The following is a 22689-nucleotide window of genomic DNA, read 5'->3' as shown; positions in this document are numbered from 1 at the left end:
CATCCGTCTCCGGAGATGATAATGGAACTGAAAAATCTTTTTAAACTGACTGCACTTTCTACTGCTCTTGCTGCAACATTAGGGCTCGCTGGTTGTGGTGGCGATATTAATATCAATACAGGTAGTGATGTTGTTACCCCTACCACACCAACAACGCCAACTACTCCAACTCAGACAGCTCAAGAAAAATCATACAGTGGCTTTGCAACTAAAAGCACCACAATGACTGCTGTTGATGGAAAAGAAGTTTGGGTATTAAAAGGAACATTAGCGCCTTCAACAGCCGCATCAACCGTGACAACGGGTGGCCAAGATGGCGACAAAATTGTACTAGGTAATGATGTTGTTTGGCAGCTAGATGGTGCTGTCATCGCCGGTGGCGATAACGCCAATTCGGTTGAGTTATCTATTTTGCCCGGCACTAAAATACTCGGTGGTAGCGATTCTTATTTAGTGATCAGCCGTGGTTCAAAAATCATTGCCGACGGTACAGCAACTGCGCCAATCGTATTTACTTCAGTTGAAACCGCTTTAGGGCAAGAGGGTAAAGCGGGTCAGTGGGGTGGCTTAGTGTTGCTTGGTAATGCACCGGTAAACACATGTCCTGATTTAACCAATTGTTCAGCGTCTTTTGAAGTGGGTAACCATAGCTACGGCGGTAACGATACTGAAGATAATTCTGGCTCAATCAAGTATGTACGCGTTGAGTTTGGTGGTTTCAAAATTAACGACACACAAGAAATGAACGGCATCAGTTTTGCTGCTGTAGGTGCGGGTACTGAAGTTGATCACGTACAAGTGCACATGAATAACGATGATGGTTTTGAATTTTGGGGCGGCAATGTTTCCGTTACCAATATCGTACTAACAGAAAACTTTGATGACTCGTTAGATTGGACTAACGGTTGGCAAGGTAGCGCACAACACGTTTATATTCGTCAAGCTGATAACGGTTCTAACCGTGGTATTGAAGCCGACAGTAACAGCGACGCAAGCGCATTACCTATGTCGAAACCAACACTCGCCAACTTCACTATCCAAGTCGCTAACGGCACTAACAGTGGCGGTGACGATGCAGAAGGCATTTTGTTCCGTAAAGGCACAGGTGTTAATGCTTATAACATGCTCGTTAAAGGTGATGTTGATTCGGGCGAATGTTTAGAAGTTAACGATGACGACACAGTAAACAATGCCAATACTGCAGAATTAATCATGCAGAACAGTTTAATTGACTGTGTTGAGCCGTTTAAAAATGCTAAGGCAGATGCAGCAGAAGGCCGTACATTGGCATTAGATGTTGAAGCATGGTTTAACGACCAAGACGGTAACTTAGTTGCTGCAGCAGATTTAACTGACTATATGCCTAATTCATCATCGGTAGCCTTAACCGGTGGTAAAGCTGACTTAAGCAACCTTGATTCTCGCTTAGTGAATGCCCAGTATATTGGTGCATTTGACGGCACAAATGATTGGACGACTGGTTGGACTACAGCAATCCATGATGATGCGGCGCCAACACCAACTGAGCTGCCGGTGTTAACTTCTTGTCCTGTTGGCACTACAGCTTCAGCTGCGACAGCGGGTTTATATAAAGATGCATCAGTGACGCTTATTTGTACTCTAGAAGGGAATGTTCTGAGTAACACAACCTTACTTGCTGGTCAGAACGTGATGTACAAAATTGATGGCGGCGCTGTTCTTGTCGGGGCAGATAAAACCACATCGGCAACATTAGCAATTCAAGCGGGTGTAAAATTATTCGCGACATCTAACAGCTATATTGCCATTAGCCGTGGTTCTAAAATTATGGCTCAAGGTAGTGCTACTCACCCAATCGAAATGACGTCAGAAGAAGATGTTATTGCCGGTGCCACTGGTGAGCGCGGACAATGGGGTGGATTAGTTATCTTAGGTAACGGTTTAACAAATACCTGCCCAGATAAAACGGCTTGTGATGCATCGTTTGAAGTAGGTGACTTCCCATATGGTGGTAACGACAACGCAGATAACAGCGGACAAATCAGTTACGTAGTAGTTAAGTATGCTGGCTTTAAAGTCAATGATACTCAAGAAATGAACGGTATCTCATTTGCGGCAGTGGGCAGCGGAACTCAAGTAGACCACATTCAAATTCACGCTAACGGCGACGATGGCGTTGAGTTTTGGGGCGGTGCTGTAAACTTGAAATATGTCTACTTAACAGCCAACTTCGATGACAGCTTAGACTGGACCAATGGTTGGACGGGTAAAGCACAGTTTGTCTACATCACTCATGAAGACGGCAATGCAAACCGCGGTATTGAAGCTGATAGCAGCAGTGCTGGTGCAGCAGCGACCCCTGTTTCTGCCCCTAAGTTAGCTAACTTCACTATTTTACCCGGTACAGATACTGCAAACGCTAGCGGTGACAACGGCGAAGGTATCTTACTTCGAGTGGGAACAGCAGGTGAGTTATACAACGTACTTGTGCAAGGCCGCAAAGGTAGTACCGCTGACACTGAGTCTGGTGAGTGTTTAGAGCTAGATGGTTCAGTATCAAGCTTGGTTGATAACGTGAATAACAACACCTTAGTGATGTCGCATTCAATTATCGATTGTAATGAGCCATTCAAGACTTCAGGTACTACCGCGATTAATACTGAAACCTGGTTCTTGGGTCAACAAGGTAACTCTGCAACGGCAGTGACTATCACTGACGGCATGCCAGCAGCAACCGATACAACACTACTTGGTAAAGGTAAAGATTTAAGTACAGATGATAGCTTCTTCGAATCAACCAACTTTATTGGTGCATTCGATGGCCAGAATGACTGGCGTCAAGGTTGGGCTTACTTTCCACAGTAATCACCTTTGATGAACTAAATCTGTGACCTATTAATAGCCGCTCGCAAGGGCGGCTATCTCTGAACCGCATACAGGATAGTATAAGTATGAAAACCAAGCCGAGTTTTACCGTTAATAAGTTAAGCCTTGCCATTATCTCTGTGATTTCTGCGGCAACGTTATTAACCACAACCCCCGTATACTCGCAAGAACCCGCGCCTGTTCGTGATCCTGGTGAAGTGATTCCGATTGAACCCATTGAAGTGATTTCAGTGACAGGGCGTTTACGCAGCTCAGCATCAGAAGCAACCGAAGAGCGTCGTGAACAAATTGCTGTAGCCGATATTATGGGCTCAGAACAAATTTCAAGAACCGGTGACGGTGATGCAGCAGCAGCGCTTCGTCGTGTGACAGGTTTGACCTTAAAAGATGGTAAATTTATCTATGTTCGTGGTCTGGGTGAACGTTATTCAAGTACTTCGCTTAACGGCGCGACTGTACCCTCACCGGATCCAACCCGTAACGTAGTGCCACTGGATATGTTCCCAGCATCGATCATTGAATCGTTATCGGTGCAAAAGTCAGCGTCAGCCAATGCGCCAGCAGCATTTGGTGGCGGACATGTGGATATTCGTACTAAATCTATCCCTGCAGACTTCTTTTTTAAAGCTTCTGTGGGCGGTCGTTATAACACTAATGACTCGAATGACAGCTACACCTATAACGGTGGTGGCGATGATTGGACTGGCCAGGACGATGGCACCCGCGGCATGCCAAGCAACATTAATAATACTATTGATCAATACGGTGGCATCAGCCCGATTGATATCGTCAGTGGCTCAAATGGAGCGATTAATTACCCTGCGGCGCAACAAATTAACCGTGAGTTAGCGTTAGATATGTATCGCGACATGACGCTACAAAGTCAAAGTACAGATCCTGCCGTGCGCGGTGATATTGCCATTGGTGATCGTTGGGACATTAGCGACGACATCATTTTTGGTGCTTTGTCTGCGGTGTCGTACAAGAAACAAGCTGAAAATTACACTAAACGTGAAGTTGAGCTTGATGGCGACAGCAGCCAAGTGCAAGTTGAAAACCAAAAAGATATTGTTGGCACCGATTCGATAGTGCAAGTGTCTGGCATGTTGAACTTAGGTTTAGAAATTGGCTACAACCATAAAATCGAAACCTTCACCACTTATCTTCAAGATACCTCAGATGACGTATCAACGGGTATTGAAGAAACTATCGATACCTTAGGCGAGCCTAATGCACTGCAAGTTTATGCTATTGATTACGAAGAACGTTCGTTAATCAGTAATCAAATAAAAGGTCATCATTTCATTGAGTATTTGAATGACGCTGAATTTAATTGGAAGTTTTCTGATGCACGTTCTGAGCGTTATGCACCAAATGAAGTGTCGTATACCTATAACGTGATTTTAGATGCAAATAACCAGTTACTCTCTCGCAATCTTAACACTCAAGATGCACCTAAGTATGTCTACAGCCGCTTAGAAGATAACACTCAAAACTACGCCTGGGACTTTACTTACCCAATCAATTTAGATGCCACAGTGATTAAACTGACAACGGGTTATGAATACTTTGAACGCACCCGAGAAAGCTATGCTACCCGCTTAGGTTTTGATGTTGATTTAAGTCCAACAGATGTTAACGGTGGTATTTTATCCGGCGACTTTAATGATATTTTCTCTGATAAAAATATCAACGACAACACTCTAGGGCTAGAGCTAAAAGACGCGTCAACCGATACTGAAGACTACATTGCCGCCGAGAAAAACGATGCTGCGTTTGTCAGCATGGACATCGACTTTGACGATGTATGGCGAGTCTATGCTGGTCTTCGCTACGAAGACTTCCGCCGTGTCACTTTGCCTATTGACCCAAATGGACAGATTTCAGATGAAGGTGGCCGTTACGATTTGGCGGATTACGCCATCGCTGAAGATGGTTGGTTCCCGTCGTTATCATTAACCTGGAAACAAACCGACACCACTCAGTGGCGTTTAGGCGCAAGTAAAACCATAGTGCGTCCAGATCTCCGTGAAGTATCGCCAGTTCGCTTCCAAGATCCGGTTACCGACTTTGATTTCTTCGGTAATCCAGAACTTAAGAGCTCCGACATTCTAAACTTCGACTTACGTTGGGAATATTACTCAGATTCGGGTAACAATTTCAGTATGGGCGCGTTCTACAAGGATGTAGACGCACCGATTGAACCTATTCAACGTATTTCAGAAGCCGGCCGTCAGCTGAAGTTTTATAACGCCGAGTCGGGTTATGTGTATGGTCTTGAAACCGAGTTTTTACAAGAATTGGCGTTTTTGGGCAGCGAAGGCAGTATTTGGGAAGACTTCTTTGTGGCGGGGAACTTAACCCTTGGCGACTCAGAAATCAATATCGCTGCTAATGGCGAAATTGACCCAACCAATCAAACGCGTCGTATGACTGGGCATTCACAATGGGTGGCAAACTTACAATTAAGTTACGACTCATCAGACAGTTATCACAGTGCTACATTGGTATATAACGTGTTTGGCGAACGCATTGCCTACGGCGGACGTGGTGGTTTAGATGATGTATTAGAAAAGCCATTTCACAGCCTAGATTTTACCTATAGTTTCTTCCCGACAACCAGCACTACTGTGAAGTTAAAAGCGAAGAATATCTTAGGTGAAACCACGGAATACCAACAGCAAGATATTGAAGTTTATGCCAAAGATCCTGGCACTGAATTTACCTTGCAGTTTAGTTATCAATACTAATACGCGTTAGTTTTAAGACTTAGAAGAGTACTGGTTTTTAGTGATTTTTACTCATCATTTCAATCGCTAAAAATGTGCACGGCCACTTTCTTCGGAACAAAGAAAGTGGCCTTTTTAGGTTATGTCGCTGCGAAACTCATATAAGTTCAGCTTATCCTCATGATGAATAGATTAACCCCAGTTTAGACATTGACACTTTTTCATTCCAAATTGGGTAGAATACAGATTCGCTCATGATTGAACTCTCGATGGAACCACCTTAATGCCCAAAGTATCATCCGTATCCATTCACCTTAAAATATGTGTTTACATAATGTTAGCGTTATCAGCCAGTGCTTGTGCTATGCCTCTAGGGCTCACTCAAGCCGGTACGATTGTGTCATCTGATATTGATGAGGCCAGTGGTTTAGCCACATCGCGACTTAATGACAAGGTATTATGGGTACATAATGATAGCGGCGATTCGGCGCGATTGTTTGCGATTGATTCAAGCGGCAAGCAACTGGCAACGGTTAACGTTGAAGGGGTAAAAAGTATCGATTGGGAAGATATAGCCTCGTTTACGTATCACAATCAGTCTTATTTACTCATCGCCGATATCGGTGATAACCAGGCGCAACGATCGCAGTATCAATTACATCTGATCAAAGAGCCTGATTTGAGTCAATTACACGGTAATAAACTACTCTCGGTCAAACCCAGTTGGAGTATGACATTTACCTATGGAGATGGTGCTCACGATAGTGAATCTGTAGCGGTTGATGTTGCCAAGCAAAAAATACTGCTACTGACTAAACGCGATAAATTGCCGATTTTGTATGAGTTGCCATTGATCGATCCTGCTTTAGGACAAACTGAATCAAACCATTCAGCTAACAATCTAGCCGCTAATTCAACTAAACAGTTCAACAGGCAAGCAAAAAAGTTGGGCGAGATAGCGCCGTTACCATCGGCGATGCTCGATTACACCAGTATCTATACTTGGATAGGTTTTGCCGGAAAGCCTACGGCAATGGACATTTCTGCTGATGGCTTATCGGCGGTGGTATTAACCTACACTCACGCGTTCTATTTTACTCAAACAGAGCTAGGCGATTGGTTAACGCTGTTTTCTTCACCGCCACAACAGATCAATTTACCCAGTATCAGACAAGCCGAAGCGGTGGGTTTTAGTCAAGATGGCCGCAGTATTTACATCACGTCTGAAAATCTACCTGCGCCATTGTATAAAGTTGATTTAAAGGCTTATCGAACTCAATTTTAGGTGATTTACACCCGCGCTGCGATGAAATCCCCTAAATTGAATAAATGTTAACCCCTAAGGTTTAACAATCACTTGGCCGAGAGCTCTTTTCTAACAATTTCAGCCCCTGCACTCAATGCATGTAACTTACCTCTTGCGACATGATGAGGTAAGGGCGCCATGCCACAGTTGGTGCATGGATATAGTTTATCGGCATCGACATACTGAAGTGCTTTTCGGAGGGTATTGGCGACTTCCTCTGGTGTTTCAATAGTATTGCTTGCTACATCTATGGCACCAACCATCACTTTTTTACCTCGAATGAGTTCAAGCAGCTCAATGGGCACATGAGAGTTGTGGCATTCTAGTGAGATAATATCGATATTAGACTGCTGTAGTTTAGGGAAAGCTTTTTCATACTGTCGCCACTCTGAACCCAGTGTTTTTTTCCAATCTGTGTTGGCTTTGATGCCATAGCCATAACAAATATGCACAGCTGTTTCGCACTTTAGTCCTTCAATGGCTCTTTCTAAACAAGCAATTCCCCAATCATTTACCTCATCAAAAAAGACATTAAATGCTGGCTCATCAAATTGAATAATATCAACACCTGCCGCTTCTAATTCTTTGGCTTCCTGATTAAGTATTTTAGCAAATTCCCACGCTAGCTTTTCGCGACTTTTATAATGGTCATCAAAAAGCGTATCTATCATTGTCATGGGGCCTGGCAGAGCCCATTTAATGGGCTGTGTGGTTTGCTGACGTAAAAACTTGGCATCTTCAACAAAAACTGATTTTTGGCGACTAACCGGGCCGACAACCGTTGGTACACTGGCATCATAGCGATCACGAATTTTAACGGTTTTACGTTTATTAAAATCAACGCCGTTAAGATGTTCAATAAACGTAGTTACAAAATGTTGGCGTGTTTGCTCACCATCACCAACAATATCAATGCCTGCATGTTGTTGATCTTTTAATGACAAACGTAACGCGTCTTGTTTGCCCTTAATTAATTCTTCACCTTGTAGTTTCCAAGGTGACCAAAGTGTTTCGGGTTCAGCGAGCCAAGAAGGCTTAGGTAAACTGCCTGCAGTTGAAGTGGGTAGTATTCTTTTGTTAATAAGTTTTTTCATAATAAATCATGCCGTATATTGGGTGTAATTATTAAACGCAGCGATTAAACGTAATTGGCAGACCATTGCTCAAGCACCGTTTGATATGGTTTGATGAAGTGTTTTTCAGCAAACTTTCCCTGCTCATTAGCCAATTGGCTACGTTCTTCTCGATCATAAACAATTTGCGTTAATGAATGATCCTGGTTCTTTAAATTGGGTTGATAGGACTTTCCAGCAGCGGCATTCGCATTATAAATCTCTGGTCGGTAGATTTTTTGAAAGGTTCCCATGGTGCTGATGGTGCTTATAAGCTCAAGATTAGTGTAATCATTAAGTAGATCACCAAAGAAATGGAAAGCCAACGGCGCAACACTATTTGGCGGCATAAAATAACGTACTTGTAGGCCCATTTTTTTGAAATATTGCTCAGTCAAAGACGACTCATTTGGCTGGTATTCAACACCCAATACAGGATGCTGATTTTCAGTTCTATGATAGGTTTTGTTATCTGAAACACTAAGGCAGATAACAGGCGTTTTGTTAAAATTTTGTTTGTAAGCATCTGAATTAACAAAATACTGAAACAGCTTGCCATGCAGCTCGCCAAAGTTATCTGGAATACTAAAGTTGGGCTGGTCTTTATTATGAGCCTGCAGTAATACGCTAAAATCATAATCCCGCACATAAGAGGAAAAATTATTTCCTACAATACCTTCAATGCGTTGATTAGTTTGATGATCAACAATATTCGTTTTCAATATTTCAATCGATGGGAAGGTTTTACCACTGCCTTCAATATCCATATCAACAGAAATGATTTCAAGTTCGACGGAGTAACGATCGCCTTTAGGATTATCCCAATTCGCTAAGGCATTAAAACTGTTGTCAATCATCTTCAACGCGTTGCGCAAGTTTGCTTGGCGATAGCTTCCTCTGGCCAAATTAGCAAAGTTGGTGGTGATACGTGTATTGTTTGATGGATGATAATTTTCATCGAGACAAATGCTCTTAATCGTAAATGTGAAATCTTTATTCATGATGATCTGGTATCCAATTTTGTGATTTAAAAGCCGGAATTTATGTTTTGCTCTTTATCGATATGTTCTATTCGTACTGATTTTCTGAGCAAGTCGCTGTTACAGCTTTGTTTGCTTGGTGCCTGATGGCTTACTTAGGGAGCAGCTGTAATATTGCTTGGCGCTAAAAGCATGAGTTATTTATACGTGGGTCGAAACATGAAGAAAAACGGTTTTATTTCACCTGCTACATGAGCAGTATTCATGATTATAATTAAGCGTGATTACCTAGACATAGTTTGCGGTGTCGAATGACAATTCTGGATAATATGAGTATTGAATAACAGGCTATCTGACCTTGTTAGCCAGTGCTTGTTGAAGAGACTGGAGATATTTTTGTACTAAAACCTGCAACATTTTCACTATCTAACCAAACAATAGCAGCGAAAAAATGGTGACGAAATAGATCCCGCTTTTAACTTCATTTGTAGTCAGCTTCGGTCCATCTGATTTGTAAAGAGTGAAAATTCTAACGTTTTCCATGGGGAGCTGATGTGAATGGAATCACGAATGTCGTGGCGGCATGGTCAATAATGTTCTCGACATCAACTGACATTCCCCATATCCATATGGGTCAGGTGCCAAAGAGCGACCCTGCCACCGAAAACTAGCCTGACGTCTTGTCACTCTCAAGTATTTTTTCTTTTATAAATAGTCTTCAATCCATTGTATTCTCATAGGTTTGAAGCTAAGAACTCTCAAAGAGGTAATCGAAAAGTTTGTCGGTTTCAGCTAATGTGCTCGCAATATTTACATTACTGTTGTTTGGCTTGATATTGTTGTTTAACGTCTTCAATCAGTTTTTGCCACTGAGGATATTCAGCAAAGCTTTGTTGTAAGTCGCCCCAAGGCGTTAGCGCATCGGCCATTGAAGGTGCTTTAGATTGTGTGGTCTGGTATAAATAATAAAATGCTGACGCACGATAATTTGCTGCGCAATGGACTAGCACTGGAGCGTCGCCATTTTGCTTCATCAGGCTAAAAAACTGCTCAACATCTTCTTTTGTAGGATGCTGCCAGTCCACGCTAATATTGTGATAATTCATCCCTAGCTGAGTCACTATTTGCTGCTCATTTTTTAATGCATTTGGGTTGTCATTAGGAATGAGATTTATCACCGTTTTGATACCTGCTTGAGCGAGTTGTGCAAATTGCTGCTGTGTGGGCAAACCCGCGGTAATCACTTGTTGGTTATTAAATTTAACCGCTTTTATGTCGCCAAGTTTACTGGTGTCAATATGAGTCATGCTACCTCCTTTGTTCATATCCGCACTGAACACTTGCGCACTAAAAAAGAAACAACAGATCAATAAGCTAGCTGACAGTACGCAATAACGTTGCAGTATATTCATGTGGATCCCTCAGATTGATTGAATATGTAATAACACGTTTCGAATTTCCGCTAAGCTGGTTAATCATTGATGATAGTTAAGCGTGTCGGATATGCGCAATTATCTGCAATTAATACCAGTGATAGCAATCCTTAAATTGGCAGCTAACGGGCACAGGCTATTTTTGTTGTCACTGCTGCTGAATCTCATTATTGAGCAATTGTTGTGTGAATAGTTGTATAAATTGCTCGGTATTTCAAGTTGTCCTTTCGCTTGAGTAACAATCCGCTCAGGGTTGGTTTGCTAATCAGTATCAAGGCTTATTTAATGTCTTTTTCATCGTTAAACACAGTGAAATAGATATCGATTGGTTAAATATCATTGTCGAGTTAAAACTTATCTATATCGACTCCAAATTGCTTAGTGTCACTATCCAGTCTACTTTTAAAGTAAGACAAGACAAAAAACTCATCAAAGGACGTGTTATGCAGACATTTACAAAGTCATTTATCTTAGTTTCTGTTCTTAGCAGTAGTGCAGTATTGGCGGATACCATTAGCATCCGAGCCGACAATTGGTTTCCCATGAATGGCCAACCCAATGCTAAGCAACCAGGTTACATGATTGAGTTAGCAACCAATATTTTTACTGCGGCAGGTCACACGGTGGATTACAAATTAATGCCTTGGGAGCGCGCTGTTGACTCAGTACGTAAGGGCGAATTTGACTGTGTGGTAGGTGCCTACAAAGATGACGCGCCAGATTTTATATATCCTCAGGTACCCTGGGGAATGGACAGTACGGTATTTTTTGTTAAAGCAGGAGGTAGCTGGACTTACACTGGACTGTCATCACTACAAGGAAATAAGATTGCGATAATTAAAGGTTATGCCTACGGTGATGAATTTGATAAATATGTGACAGAGAACCCCAGTGTGTTTGATGCCATAGGTGCCAATAATGGCCTTGAAAACAACATTAAGAAACTCCAGGCAGGAAGGGTAAATGCTGTTGCCGAATCTCCCAGTGTCATGGGAGCAAAACTTAAAGATATGGGCGTTAGTGGCATTGTTGCGGCGGGCTCTTTGGGCGAGGCGACAGAAATGTATATTGCCTGTAGTCCGGCAAAGGCAACGTCTGCTGGCTACATCAAGTTGATTGATGAGGGAACGGCAAAACTGAGGGCATCAGGCGAATTCAATAAAATACTATCATCTTATGGGATCAGTGATTGGCAGTAATTGTGTGCCACTATAGTTAGTCATTCTACATCCGTTCAGCCTTGTGCTATCAAGAAACTCAAGACAATATATCGTCACTCAAACATAGACGCTTTCGGTGAATTAAGACCATCGTCTCTCACCGAAGGCTCTTGATCTAAGACTATTGCCTAAGCTATCTATTTAACGGCTCTCCCTTGTTGTTACGTTTGATGCGACTCATCCCGCTATAAGCGGTTGTACTGCGCTGATGTTCATCCAAGAGGCAGGCTATGCATGCATTCTTTTGAATGGGGTACCCCAATAAAATCCGTACCACTGTGCCTGTCAATTGTCACCCCCATGCGGATTAGAATTAACCTTATCCTTAGCCCATTCGGGCTAGTACGGATTGGACTGTGCTATATATTCATCGTAAACAGCAACCTTAGTGAGTTTGCAAAATTATACCGAGTTACCCTAGCTTGGTTTCTATTTGCGAAAATGAGCATTGTCGTTTATTGTTCAACGACTCTCCTCACCTTCGATTTTCTATATATGCGAAAGCTCGCACTTCTAATTCTTGTTTGCTCTACTCTGGAAGCTTGGGCTACGCCAGGGGTAAGAGTTGAGTATCGTGATAAGCCTCCTTACACTTATAGCGAAAGTGGTCAACCTCGCGGCTTTATTATCGATATGACCCAGGAGATCTTCAGCCGTGCCGGTGTTGCAGCAACTTATTCAGAAGTCCCGGTTAAGCGTATTTTTGCTAATATTCAGAACGACAGTGAAGCTATCTGCTCCCCCAGCTGGTATAAGCTGGCCGACCGGGAGTTATATGCAAATTTTTCTCTGGTGATCCATAAAGATAGGCCGCATATGGTGCTAGTGGCCCCCAGAGTTATCGAGCTTGTAAAACAACACCAGAGCTTAAGTTCATTGTTCGAAGATCCACGACTCAAGCTCGGCGTGGTTGCCCACGTGTCCTATGGCCCTGAGCTTGATCTGGTGATAGAGAGTAAAAGTCATTCTGTAACAGATTCGGCGCGATCCGTGGAGAGTTTGGCTAAGATGGTGTCACTCAATCATGGGGCCGACTATATGCTTATAGACAGGGAAGATTATGATTATATCAACCGAATGGGTGAAATCAGTGCCATGGGTTTGTTGCCAATGTATTATTCTGACATGCCGCCAGGACTGAATCGTTACCTTATGTGTTCCAAAAGCGTAGATGCAGAGACTATGACTCGTCTGAATCAGGCAATACGTGAGTTGTTACCCGAAATCAACGACTGATGCATCGAGCTACCCACGGTTAAGTTTATTCACTTGGCTCATTCGTTCTGATCCCACTTATATGAGCATAGTCCCTGCTTAGTTAATCTAGTTGCATCCAATCGACTTGAACGCCAGCTTGCTCAAACATATCTTGGCTGACTTTAATCTTATCTCCCCAGCGTGACAGGTAATCTTCGTTGGGTTGTGGACTATGCACGGCGCGCAATCCAGTTTGGATAATCTTGGCAGCGCAGTTTGGACAAGGGAAATGAGTCACCCAAATCTCACAGCTACTGAGATCTCGTTTTGCATGGAGAATGGCATTTTCTTCTGCATGAAGTGTCTTTAGCAGTTTCATTTCACGGTTATCGGTTTCAGCACTATCAGATATTCCGTGAGGATAACCATTAAAGCCTAAAGAGACGATGCGATTGTTTTCGGTGATTACTGCGCCAACTCGGGTGGAGGGGTCTTTACTCCAAGATGCTACGAGCTCGGCCATTTGTAAAAAGCGTATCGCCCATTTTGTCATCATCTTATTGCTATTCCTATGCTTTATGTATCACTTTAATTGGCAGCTATTCTCTATGCAGAACAGTGATAAATCAACCTTCAACCTTCAATATTCTAATCTTGGACCCACTTATCCTTTGTTATATAAGTAGGGTCATAGTGCGCCTGTAAAGCTGAATTTAACTGCCAATTCTTTAGGTTGCGTTGACTTATTTCAATGAGAGAGCCCGAACTTACTCTTCATGGCTCAAAATAAAATTATTCACAGCTTTTGATATCAGGTCTTTTTTCATCGTAGTGTGTGCGAGAGGCTGGTTAAACCAAAAGCTCATCGGCTGATCAAAACCGATACCGTGCATATAGTTGTAAAGCGCTTTACGTAGCCCTTCGCCAAGCATGTCATGATCGGTACCTGTTGGGTCGGTGAAGTCGACATCGTTTTCAGCGAATAAGATTTCAGGACGTTCAGCAAGGGTGATGCCAAATTGCTCTGGGTTGATGCCGATAGGGCTGTGGATCGTGGCGACAAAACGGTGCCAGTAGGCGGACTGGAAACAACCTTGCTGCATCAACTGACGCACCATTTCCAATGAATCTATGGTTTCTTGTTCGGTTTGTGTGGGAAAACCATACATTAAATAGGCATGCACCAGAATACCCGCGTCACTGAAGGCTTTAGTCACGTGGGCGACTCGTTCAACGCTCACGCCTTTTTTCATTAGTTTCAGTAGTCTGTCTGACGCCACTTCAAGGCCGCCGCTGACCGCGATACAACCAGAATCTGCCAGTAACTGGCAGCGGTCTGGGCTAAAGGTGCGCTCAAAACGGATATTGCCCCACCAACTGATCACGACCCCACGTTCTATAAGGCGTTTTGCAAACGCAAATAAGGTTTTTGGCGGTAAAGCTTCATCGACAAAATGAAAACCTGTTTGTCCGGTTTCTTCGATAAGCTCTACAATTCGGTCAACCAACACATCGGCGCCTGCGGTATCGTAGCGGTCGATGTAGTCCAAGCTAACGTCGCAGAAGCTGCATTTGCGCCAGTAACAGCCATGGGCTATGGTGAGTTTATTCCAGCGGCCATCACTCCAAATACGGTGCATCGGGTTGAGCATTTCACACAAAGACAGATATTCGCCCAGTGGCAGGCCGTCGTAAATCGGTGCGCCGACTTCGCTTTGCGGAATATCGTGCAGCTGATCATTTTGATTTAAGTGGACATAAGGTTGGCCATTTTCATCTTCGGCGAGAAAGTAAGTTCGCACTAACTCGTCTATCTCACGCTTACCTTCAAAGTACTCCAGCAGGGTGATTAAGGGACGTTCGCCGTCGTCTAGACAGATATAGTCGACAAACTCAAATACCCGAGGGTCTTTGAGTGCGCGCAGCTCGGTATTAACAAACCCGCCGCCCATGACGATAGGGATCTCAGGGTTAATGGCCTTACAGGTTTGCGCAATCCGTAACGCGCCGAGCATATTACCGGGAAACGGCACGGTTAGTGCGACTACGCTTGGCTGTGTGTCTTCCAGATACATCTCGACCAACTGCTCCAAAATTTCAGAGCTGAAACTCGGTTCGCCCATTAGGGTGTCGTAAAGGTTGTCAAAGCTTGGGTTGGCCGCTGCTAATTTCTCGCCATAACGGCTGACTTCAAAATACGGGTCAACACCTTGGGTGATGACGTTCGACAGATCATTGATAAACAGGGTGGCGAGATATTTAGCTTTATCTTGTACGCCTAAATTACCAAAAGCCGCTTGCAACACATCGCCAGATACGGCTTCCATTTGAGCAATTGCATCAAACGCTGGGCCTTCAGGTAAGAAACGGCGCGAGTTAATCCGCATCGCTAGGCTGGGGTCTTTACCCTGTAAAAAACGAATCGCGGGCTCAACGGTCAGATGATAACGCTCAAACTCAGCCAGAAAATTGAAGATAACATCAGGCAGTTCATCGTCTTCAAAATGCTCGAAGTTTTCTTCCACGTGCTGACGAATAATCTCTAGCGCAGGCGCCGTCATCATCTCAAGAAACAGCTCAATCGCAGGATCTCGCTGCACCGCCTCATAGCCTCGTGAGCGTAAAAAACCGGTCAAATACGCTGTTGCTGGATACGGTGTATTCAGCTGAGTCATAGGTGGAGTCATTAGAAGAACGGTCATAACCTGCCTTTAAATAGTAAAACCTGAATGCTTATTGCGAAGCAGAATAATGGCAGCAAACACTGCGGCCACAACATAATAATGAATTCTAACAAATGGCCTGTAAAAAAGCCCCGTAAATTAGATAATGGTTGATTGAGCATCAGCTCTTTAATTCATCAGGATTGACTCTGTGCAGCATCACTCAAGGATGAATAGTCGTCAGTGTCGACCTTATAGTTTGCGAATCATGCGATTAGGATACTGAGGCTTGCCGATAAAGCGCTTGAGTCAGATGGACTCAATCTTCATCTGACCCTTTTTAAGGTGTTAGCGTTAATTAAGAATAGGGCGTAAATAGCCAGCGCCAAGTTGTTTCATTTGTCGTTCAACCCAGACGACTCTCTGGCGAAGGTAAGGGGTTAAATTATTGGGATCGCGTTTGCGAGGGCTTGGTAGTAGCACTGCCAGCCGTGCGGCTTCATTACTGCTGAGATTGCGTGCCGATTTATGAAAGTAATGCTGGCTGGCTGCTTCTACGCCGTAAATTCCTTTGCCAAACTCAGCCACGTTTACATACACCTCTAAGATACGTTTTTTACCCCAAATCACCTCAAGGCTCAAGGCTAAACCCGCTTCCAGACCTTTACGAATAAAGCTTCGCCCCGGCCATAGCAAAAGGTTTTTGGCCGTTTGTTGGGTTATAGTGCTAGCCCCGCGAAGGCCTTCGCCATCGTCTGACTGGTTAAGGGCTTTACTGATAGCAGTGAAATCGACACCGAAGTGCTCTGGAAAACGCTGATCTTCTGAGGCAACCATCGCCAGCGCTATTTGCGACGGCAACTTATCAATGCTGACCCAGTGCTGGGTAACTGGATAAGGGCTTTGCAGCATAAATGACGTAGTCGGTGGTGGCACAAATCGTAGCAGCAATAATAATAGCGTCAGTAATAGCAACAACCGCCACATGACAAACCATGTCCAACCGAAAAAACCTCGTTTACGATCTGCCATTCACTGCCTCTTGTTATCATTAGCCTTTGGGGCTGTGTCGTTTTCGACGTGCAAGAGTATAGGATATTAACCATCAATACCAAATGCTAATCAATGTCGTGCAGATTATATATCTAAAAGGCAGATTATCTGGTCTCAGTGTACCGATTGGATTAAGCCACAACAGTAAGCCATGGCATAAAAATGTGTTCTTATGACAACCTCATCAAGCTGGAGGATTTGATAAAATAGTACGGATGTCGGCTAAACTCGTTTGCCATTGTTGGTAATCAAGCCTGATAGGATAGGCGTTGTTAGCAACCATCAATACTAACGAGGGGAATCCTTGAATAGGCAGTTGGCGGGCAAGGTTAATTTCTGTGGTTAATTGCTCTTCTGTTTCACTGGCGTTTAGTTGCTGGTTAAAAAGATCTGCCGGGATGCCTAATTGAGTGGCGATAGATGTTAAGGTGCCAATATCAGATGGATTGCGCGCGTGCAGGTAATAAGCCTGTTGGATTGAGTTGATCATTTGCTGCTCAAGTCCATATTGGCGTGCAACAATAGTGGTTCTGCAGGCTAGATAAGTTGATCGTCTAGGTTGGCAGTGCTGCCAAAAATCGTGATTAAATTGAGTCCCCAATTGTTGAGCTATCTTGTGCCAAGTTTGTTGGAGCATTTGCTGCATGGCTTGTGGCATAGGCAGTTCAGAATCGGGTGCTAAACCGCCAACTAAGTATTTTATTGTCAGTTGTTGGTTAAATTGCTGCAGTAGTTGGGCTTGGAGGGTGTCCCATGTTGGGCTATATCCCCAACACCAGCTGCACATAGGGTCGTGCACATAATAGAGTGTTGTATCTGACATTATGGTTCTCTTTATTAATTGCTTTGCAGCCTAGCAACTCAATCTATCTTAAATACAGTAGATACTAATATTGTCATATTAGTTCGCTATTTTAGTCATATTCATTGCGTAAGATAATTTTAACAAACAATGCATTACAGCATTACTACACGGAGGTACTAAAATGACAGGGCAAAAAAGTATAACACTGGGCATTATTTCTATTTTAACCAGTATGTTATGGGTCTCAGGCTGTAACAGTAACGACAATAATGACACGGCTTCAGCAGTGGTAGATAAAAGTGTTGTCGCGCAAGTCGGCCCTAGGCCGTTATTTTTAGTCGATCAAATGCAAGACAGTGAATTAAAAACTCAATTAGCCCAATGCGAGACTGGACCATTTTACCGCACTGACTTTGCCATTGGCCATCGTGGTGCATCGATGCAATTTCCTGAGCACACCAAAGAATCTTATCAAGCGGCTATTGACTCCGGTGCCGGTATTGTTGAGTGTGACGTCACTTTTACAGCCGACAAAGCGCTGGTATGTCGCCATTCACAGTGCGACTTAGCAACGACGACGAATATTCTCGCAATCCCTGAGCTTGCCAATAAATGTTCGGTGCCGTTTTCACCTGCCGATGCCGCTAACGGCGTGAGTGCTACAGCAACCTGTTGTACAAGTGATATTACGCTGGCTGAATTTAAAACCTTAAAAGGTAAAATGGATGGCTTTAATCCTAAGGCCACCACGGTTGCAGAGTTTATTGATGGTACACCAAACTGGCGCACCGATTTATATGCGGGTAATGGCACCTTAATGACCCATGCTGAGAGTATAGCCTTGTTTAAAGCCGCAGGCGTAAAGATGACCCCTGAGCTTAAATCGGCCAGTGTGAGCATGCCTTATGATGGATTTACTCAGCAAGATTACGCCCAAAAAATGCTAGATGAATATGCCGCCGCAGGTGTCGATGCATCACAGGTATTCCCGCAGTCATTTAATTTAGACGATGTAAAATATTGGATAGCCAATGCGCCAGAGTTTGCCGAGCAGGCGGTTTACCTTGATGGACGTGATGAGCAGGCTGGATTTGATCCGCAAAACAGCGCGACTTGGTCACCGAGTATGGATGCCTTAGCCGCTGATGGCGTGAAAATTATCGCGCCACCTTTATGGATGTTAGTCACCTTAGATAATAATAAGGCCATCATACCTTCTGAATATGCCAACGCGGCTAATGCAGCAGGCTTAAAAATTATCGCATGGTCTCTTGAGCGTTCCGGCCCACTGAGTCAAGGTGGGGGCGGTTGGTATTATCAAAGCATTGCTGATGCGATAGATAACGAAGGCGACACTTTTGAGTTATTAGATGTACTGGCTAAAGATGTTGGTGTTATTGGTGTGTTTTCCGATTGGCCTGCAACGGTAACTTATTATGCAAATTGCATGAATATGTAATGCTTAACAGCATGCTTATCCCGCGTTTAAATGGGGTAAACAGGATTGACTTAAAAGGTGCCAACATTGTTGGCACCTTTTTTATTCTATTCACTATACTCGTTATGGTGCGGTATTAATCACTCACGGTTCGATTAGCGATACACAATGGGTGATGATCATTGCCTAGGTTACGTGTCGAAGCATTATTGAAGTGACTGAAATAGTAAATAAATTCAATCTACAACCATGTTGTTAGCCTTTAGTCTATATAGGCAGTATTGGATGACAGTGGTAGTGTTACAGCACAATAATACTGATAACAATATAAAAAATAAGGATATTGCAGGATGAAATTAACCAAACGTTTTTGCATGATTGGCGCAGCTGCTGCGCTGTCTATTAGTACCGCTGTTATGGCTGCACCGACATTTATTAACATCCTCACCGGCGGAACCAGTGGTGTGTATTATCCTATTGGAGTTGCACTTTCACAACTCTATAGCAAGGGTATTGAGGACTCTAAAACTTCTGTTCAAGCGACTAAAGCTTCTGTTGAAAATCTTAACTTATTACAAGCGGGACGAGGTGAGTTAGCCCTTGCATTAGGTGATTCTGTGTCTGCAGCATGGGCTGGTGATGCTGGCGCTGGCTTTAACAAACCACTGGATAAGTTACGTGTGATTGCGGCAACCTATCCAAACTTTATTCAAATTGTCGCCAATAAAGACGCTGGGATTAATAGCCTTGCAGATTTAAAAGGTAAACGCATTTCTGTCGGCGCCCCTAAATCAGGTACTGAGCTAAACGCACGCGCTATTTTCAGCGCTGCCGGCTTAAGCTATGACGATATGGCTAAAGTCGAGTTTTTGCCTTATGCCGAATCTGTTGAGTTGATTAAAAACCGTCAATTGGATGCGACGTTGCAATCATCTGGCCTAGGTATGGCAGCCATTCGAGATTTAGCAGCAACAATGGCGATTAACTTTGTTGAGATCCCTGCTGATGTGGTGGCTAAAATCAATAATCCTGCTTACCAAGTCGGAGTGATTACAGCCAATACTTATGAAGGTCAAACGGAAGATGTCAGTACCGTTGCGATTCAGAATTTACTTGTAAGCCACAGTAAGGTCTCTGATGAAATTGCTTATCAAATGACTAAGCTGATGTTTGAAAACCTTGACCGTTTAGGCACAGCGCACTCTGCGGCGAAAGATATAAGCTTAGAAACGGCTACTAAAAACTTACCCATCCCATTACATCCAGGTGCTGAACGTTACTACAAAGAAGTGAATGCACTGTAATCTTATGCTTCTTTTTGTGAGCGCTTGCTTAACCTTAAGCAAGCGCTTAGTTGTTTTTTAGACACACCGATTTTAGCTGTAGTAAGTGTAGAGGCGTACCATGAGTGATCCATCCAATAACCAGACTACTATGTCTGAACATGGCTTAAGTGCAGATACCCGCGATTGGCCAAAAGCATTGTTTTTTGTGGCGCTGATTTTTTCAATTTTTCAAATTACCACAGCTGCATTTCATCCGGTTTCAACCCAAGTATTACGCGCAGTGCACGTGGGTTTTTTATTATTAGTGGTGTTTATAAGTTACCCCGGTATGGGCAAGAGTCAGCCATGGCAACCTTTGGCGTGGCTACTTGGTTTAGCGGGTATGGCAACAGCTGTGTATCAATGGGTGTTTGAAGCAGACTTAATTCAACGCTCTGGTGACTTAACCCAAAATGACATGATAATTGGTGTGGTATTAGTTGCGTTAGTGTTTGAAGCGGCTAGGCGAGTGATGGGCATTGCACTGCCTATTATCTGTGGTTTGTTTTTAGCTTATGGTTTATTTGGTGAATATTTGCCGGGTGAATTAATGCACCGGGGCTATGGTTTTGACCAAATAGTTAACCAGTTAGCCTTTGGTACAGAAGGCTTATATGGCACACCAACCTATGTTTCAGCGACTTATATTTTCTTATTTATTTTGTTCGGTGCCTTTTTAGAACAAGCCGGAATGATCCGTTTATTCACCGATTTTGCCATGGGCTTATTTGGTCACAAAGTCGGTGGGCCAGCAAAAGTGTCTGTGGTGTCATCGGCACTCATGGGCACCATTACCGGTTCGGGGGTTGCTAATGTTGTCACCACTGGACAGTTTACTATTCCGCTTATGAAACGCTTTGGCTATCGTTCAGCTTTTGCCGGCGGGGTCGAGGCCACGTCCAGTATGGGTAGCCAAATTATGCCGCCGATTATGGGCGCTGTGGCTTTTATTATGGCCGAAACCATTAACGTGCAATTTATTGAAATTGCTAAAGCGGCGATGATCCCTGCGGTATTGTACTTTTGCTCAGTATTCTGGATGGTGCATTTAGAGGCAAAACGCGCCAATTTATCTGGCTTACCCAAAGATCAATGTCCTGATCCATGGGCGGCGATTAAGTTACGTTGGTACTTACTCATTCCGTTATTTATTTTGATTGGCTTGTTGTTCTCTGGGCGTACGCCACTGTTTTCAGGCATGGTAGGCTTAGCACTGACCGCCATTGTGATTTTAGGTTCGGCGATAATTTTAAATGTGTCATCTGCTGTGATGCGTTTTGCTTTTTGGATAGCACTTGGCGTGTTATGTGCTGGCTTCTTTCAATTGGGCATAGGTGTGATGTTTGGCATCATTGCCATACTGATGGTGATGTGTTGGTTTGTTAAAGGCGGCAAAGAAACCTTAATATTATGTTTACATGCATTGGTTGAAGGTGCCCGTCATGCCGTGCCTGTAGGTATTGCCTGTGCGCTGGTGGGGGTGATTATTGGTATCGTCTCACTTACGGGTATAGCTTCTACTTTTGCTGGATATATCTTGGCGGTGGGCCAAGATAATCTGTTTTTATCGTTAGTATTGACCATGGTAACTTGTCTTATTTTAGGCATGGGGATCCCCACGATTCCTAATTACATTATTACCAGTTCAATAGCTGCTCCAGCATTACTCGACTTAGGTGTGCCGTTAATTGTGTCGCACATGTTTGTGTTTTATTTTGGCATTATGGCTGACCTGACTCCACCGGTTGCGCTAGCGTGTTTCGCGGCCGCGCCAATAGCAAAAGAGAAAGGCTTAAAAATCAGTTTGTGGGCTATTCGTATTGCGATTGCTGGGTTTATTATTCCTTTTATGGCGGTATACGACCCCGCGTTAATGCTCCAAAGTGGCGGTGTGCTAGAGACTATTTTTGTAGTGCTTAAAGCAACCGTTGCTATTGGTATTTGGGGGGTGATTTTTACTGGCTACTTATTACAAAACCTTTATTGGTGGGAACGTATTTTAGGCTTTGTTGCTGGTGGCTGTTTGATTTTAGCAACGCCATTAAGTGATGAATTAGGCTTTGGTTTAGCTCTGGCATTTATTTTACACCACGTATGGCACGCTCGTAAGCTCAAACGTTTAGCGCAGGACGAATAATGCTAGGGTTATGTTTAGGGCTAGCTGGCACTATTTGGGCGCAAGTTCCGGCTGAAGAAATGACTCTGTCTTGGACGCACACGATTGAAAAAATTCGTTGGGCCGAAGATTATAGTTTAACGAATGAAGGTTTTATTTTAGAACAAGCCAGGGTAAAAGGCAGTGGTGCAGGGATGGAAATTCCTGCCGATGCGGTGTTAAAAGATGGCAGTTGGCACTACAAACCCAATTTACCTATTTTGCCAATACTAAAGTTAGGCCGAACTCCAGAAGCGGGGGATTATCAGTTATGTGTTTCATCGGCTCAGGCTGGGCAACAATGCCACCCAATGAGCTTTTGGGTCGGTGAGCCTACCACTAAACAGCCCTCCATTGAGCTATGGGGCTGTGATATACCTGTATGAGTTTGGTGTGTTAACCATGCCG

At 43.7% G+C, this 22689-nt stretch carries 16 protein-coding genes; 9 read left to right on the top strand and 7 right to left on the bottom strand.

Going from position 1 to position 22689, the window contains the following annotated elements; all coding sequences use genetic code 11:
* The first annotated feature begins 21 nt into the window (after nt 1–21).
* The 3 genes from H5114_RS05665 to H5114_RS05655 all read left to right on the top strand — a co-directional run bounded on the left by H5114_RS05665 (nt 22) and on the right by H5114_RS05655 (nt 6879).
* Nucleotides 22–2844, top strand: coding sequence for a hypothetical protein (locus H5114_RS05665; protein WP_182722415.1), 2823 nt, complete (start codon nt 22–24; stop codon nt 2842–2844).
* A gap of 86 nt (nt 2845–2930) precedes the next feature.
* A complete protein-coding gene (locus H5114_RS05660) occupies nt 2931–5615 on the top strand; it encodes a TonB-dependent receptor domain-containing protein (protein ID WP_124015170.1) in 2685 nt (894 codons plus the stop codon).
* Nucleotides 5616–5928: 313 nt separating this feature from the next.
* Complete coding sequence (locus tag H5114_RS05655; RefSeq protein WP_182722414.1) at nt 5929–6879, top strand: hypothetical protein; 951 nt, start codon at nt 5929–5931, stop codon at nt 6877–6879.
* Nucleotides 6880–6947: 68 nt separating this feature from the next.
* Here H5114_RS05655 and H5114_RS05650 read toward each other — a convergent pair whose 3' ends face one another.
* From H5114_RS05650 to H5114_RS05640, 3 genes are all read right to left on the bottom strand, one after another.
* On the bottom strand, nt 6948–7994 hold the full coding sequence (locus H5114_RS05650) for a methionine synthase (RefSeq protein WP_182722413.1): 1047 nt from the start codon (nt 7992–7994) through the stop codon (nt 6948–6950).
* A 44-nt stretch (nt 7995–8038) separates the two neighbouring features.
* The gene (locus H5114_RS05645) at nt 8039–9013 is read right to left on the bottom strand and encodes a DUF1852 domain-containing protein (protein ID WP_124015165.1); all 975 of its coding nucleotides are present in this window, start codon (nt 9011–9013) and stop codon (nt 8039–8041) included.
* A gap of 794 nt (nt 9014–9807) precedes the next feature.
* Nucleotides 9808–10299, bottom strand: a complete 492-nt coding sequence (locus H5114_RS05640) for a protein tyrosine phosphatase family protein (protein ID WP_259395242.1) — start codon at nt 10297–10299, stop codon at nt 9808–9810.
* A gap of 569 nt (nt 10300–10868) precedes the next feature.
* On the opposite strand from H5114_RS05640, the gene H5114_RS05635 reads away from it, so the two are divergent.
* Both H5114_RS05635 and H5114_RS05630 read left to right on the top strand, forming a co-directional pair.
* A complete protein-coding gene (locus H5114_RS05635) occupies nt 10869–11624 on the top strand; it encodes an ABC transporter substrate-binding protein (protein WP_124015163.1) in 756 nt (251 codons plus the stop codon).
* Between the two features lie 462 nt (nt 11625–12086).
* A complete protein-coding gene (locus H5114_RS05630; RefSeq protein ID WP_182722411.1) occupies nt 12087–12881 on the top strand; it encodes a transporter substrate-binding domain-containing protein in 795 nt (264 codons plus the stop codon).
* 82 nt (nt 12882–12963) lie between these two features.
* On the opposite strand, the gene H5114_RS05625 is transcribed toward H5114_RS05630, so the two are convergent.
* From H5114_RS05625 to H5114_RS05610, 4 genes are all read right to left on the bottom strand, one after another.
* A complete protein-coding gene (locus tag H5114_RS05625; protein ID WP_124015161.1) occupies nt 12964–13398 on the bottom strand; it encodes a dCMP deaminase family protein in 435 nt (144 codons plus the stop codon).
* A gap of 211 nt (nt 13399–13609) precedes the next feature.
* Nucleotides 13610–15544 (bottom strand): radical SAM protein, encoded by a 1935-nt coding sequence (locus tag H5114_RS05620; RefSeq protein ID WP_182722410.1) that lies wholly within the window; start codon nt 15542–15544, stop codon nt 13610–13612.
* Nucleotides 15545–15859: 315 nt separating this feature from the next.
* The gene (gene mtgA / locus H5114_RS05615) at nt 15860–16537 is read right to left on the bottom strand and encodes a monofunctional biosynthetic peptidoglycan transglycosylase (protein WP_124015159.1); all 678 of its coding nucleotides are present in this window, start codon (nt 16535–16537) and stop codon (nt 15860–15862) included.
* A 205-nt stretch (nt 16538–16742) separates the two neighbouring features.
* Nucleotides 16743–17381 (bottom strand): DsbA family protein, encoded by a 639-nt coding sequence (locus H5114_RS05610; RefSeq protein WP_182722409.1) that lies wholly within the window; start codon nt 17379–17381, stop codon nt 16743–16745.
* 163 nt (nt 17382–17544) lie between these two features.
* On the opposite strand from H5114_RS05610, the gene H5114_RS05605 reads away from it, so the two are divergent.
* From H5114_RS05605 to H5114_RS05590, 4 genes are all read left to right on the top strand, one after another.
* A complete protein-coding gene (locus H5114_RS05605; RefSeq protein WP_182722408.1) occupies nt 17545–18822 on the top strand; it encodes a glycerophosphodiester phosphodiesterase family protein in 1278 nt (425 codons plus the stop codon).
* Between the two features lie 329 nt (nt 18823–19151).
* Complete coding sequence (locus H5114_RS05600) at nt 19152–20105, top strand: TAXI family TRAP transporter solute-binding subunit (protein WP_182722407.1); 954 nt, start codon at nt 19152–19154, stop codon at nt 20103–20105.
* A 100-nt stretch (nt 20106–20205) separates the two neighbouring features.
* Nucleotides 20206–22263: a TRAP transporter permease gene (locus H5114_RS05595; protein ID WP_259395241.1), complete on the top strand. Its 2058-nt coding sequence runs from the start codon at nt 20206–20208 to the stop codon at nt 22261–22263.
* Nucleotides 22263–22667 carry a DUF1850 domain-containing protein gene (locus H5114_RS05590; protein ID WP_182722406.1) on the top strand — a complete coding sequence of 135 codons (405 nt, stop codon included), beginning with the start codon at nt 22263–22265 and terminating at the stop codon, nt 22665–22667. Before H5114_RS05595 ends, H5114_RS05590 begins: the two co-directional genes overlap by 1 nt.
* Nucleotides 22668–22689 lie beyond the last annotated feature (22 nt).

Source organism: Shewanella sp. SR43-8 (assembly GCF_014163775.1).
Classification (GTDB): domain Bacteria; phylum Pseudomonadota; class Gammaproteobacteria; order Enterobacterales; family Shewanellaceae; genus Shewanella; species Shewanella vesiculosa.
Note: the sequence above shows the minus strand (reverse complement) of the source record. Positions and strands in the feature narration are given on the sequence as shown.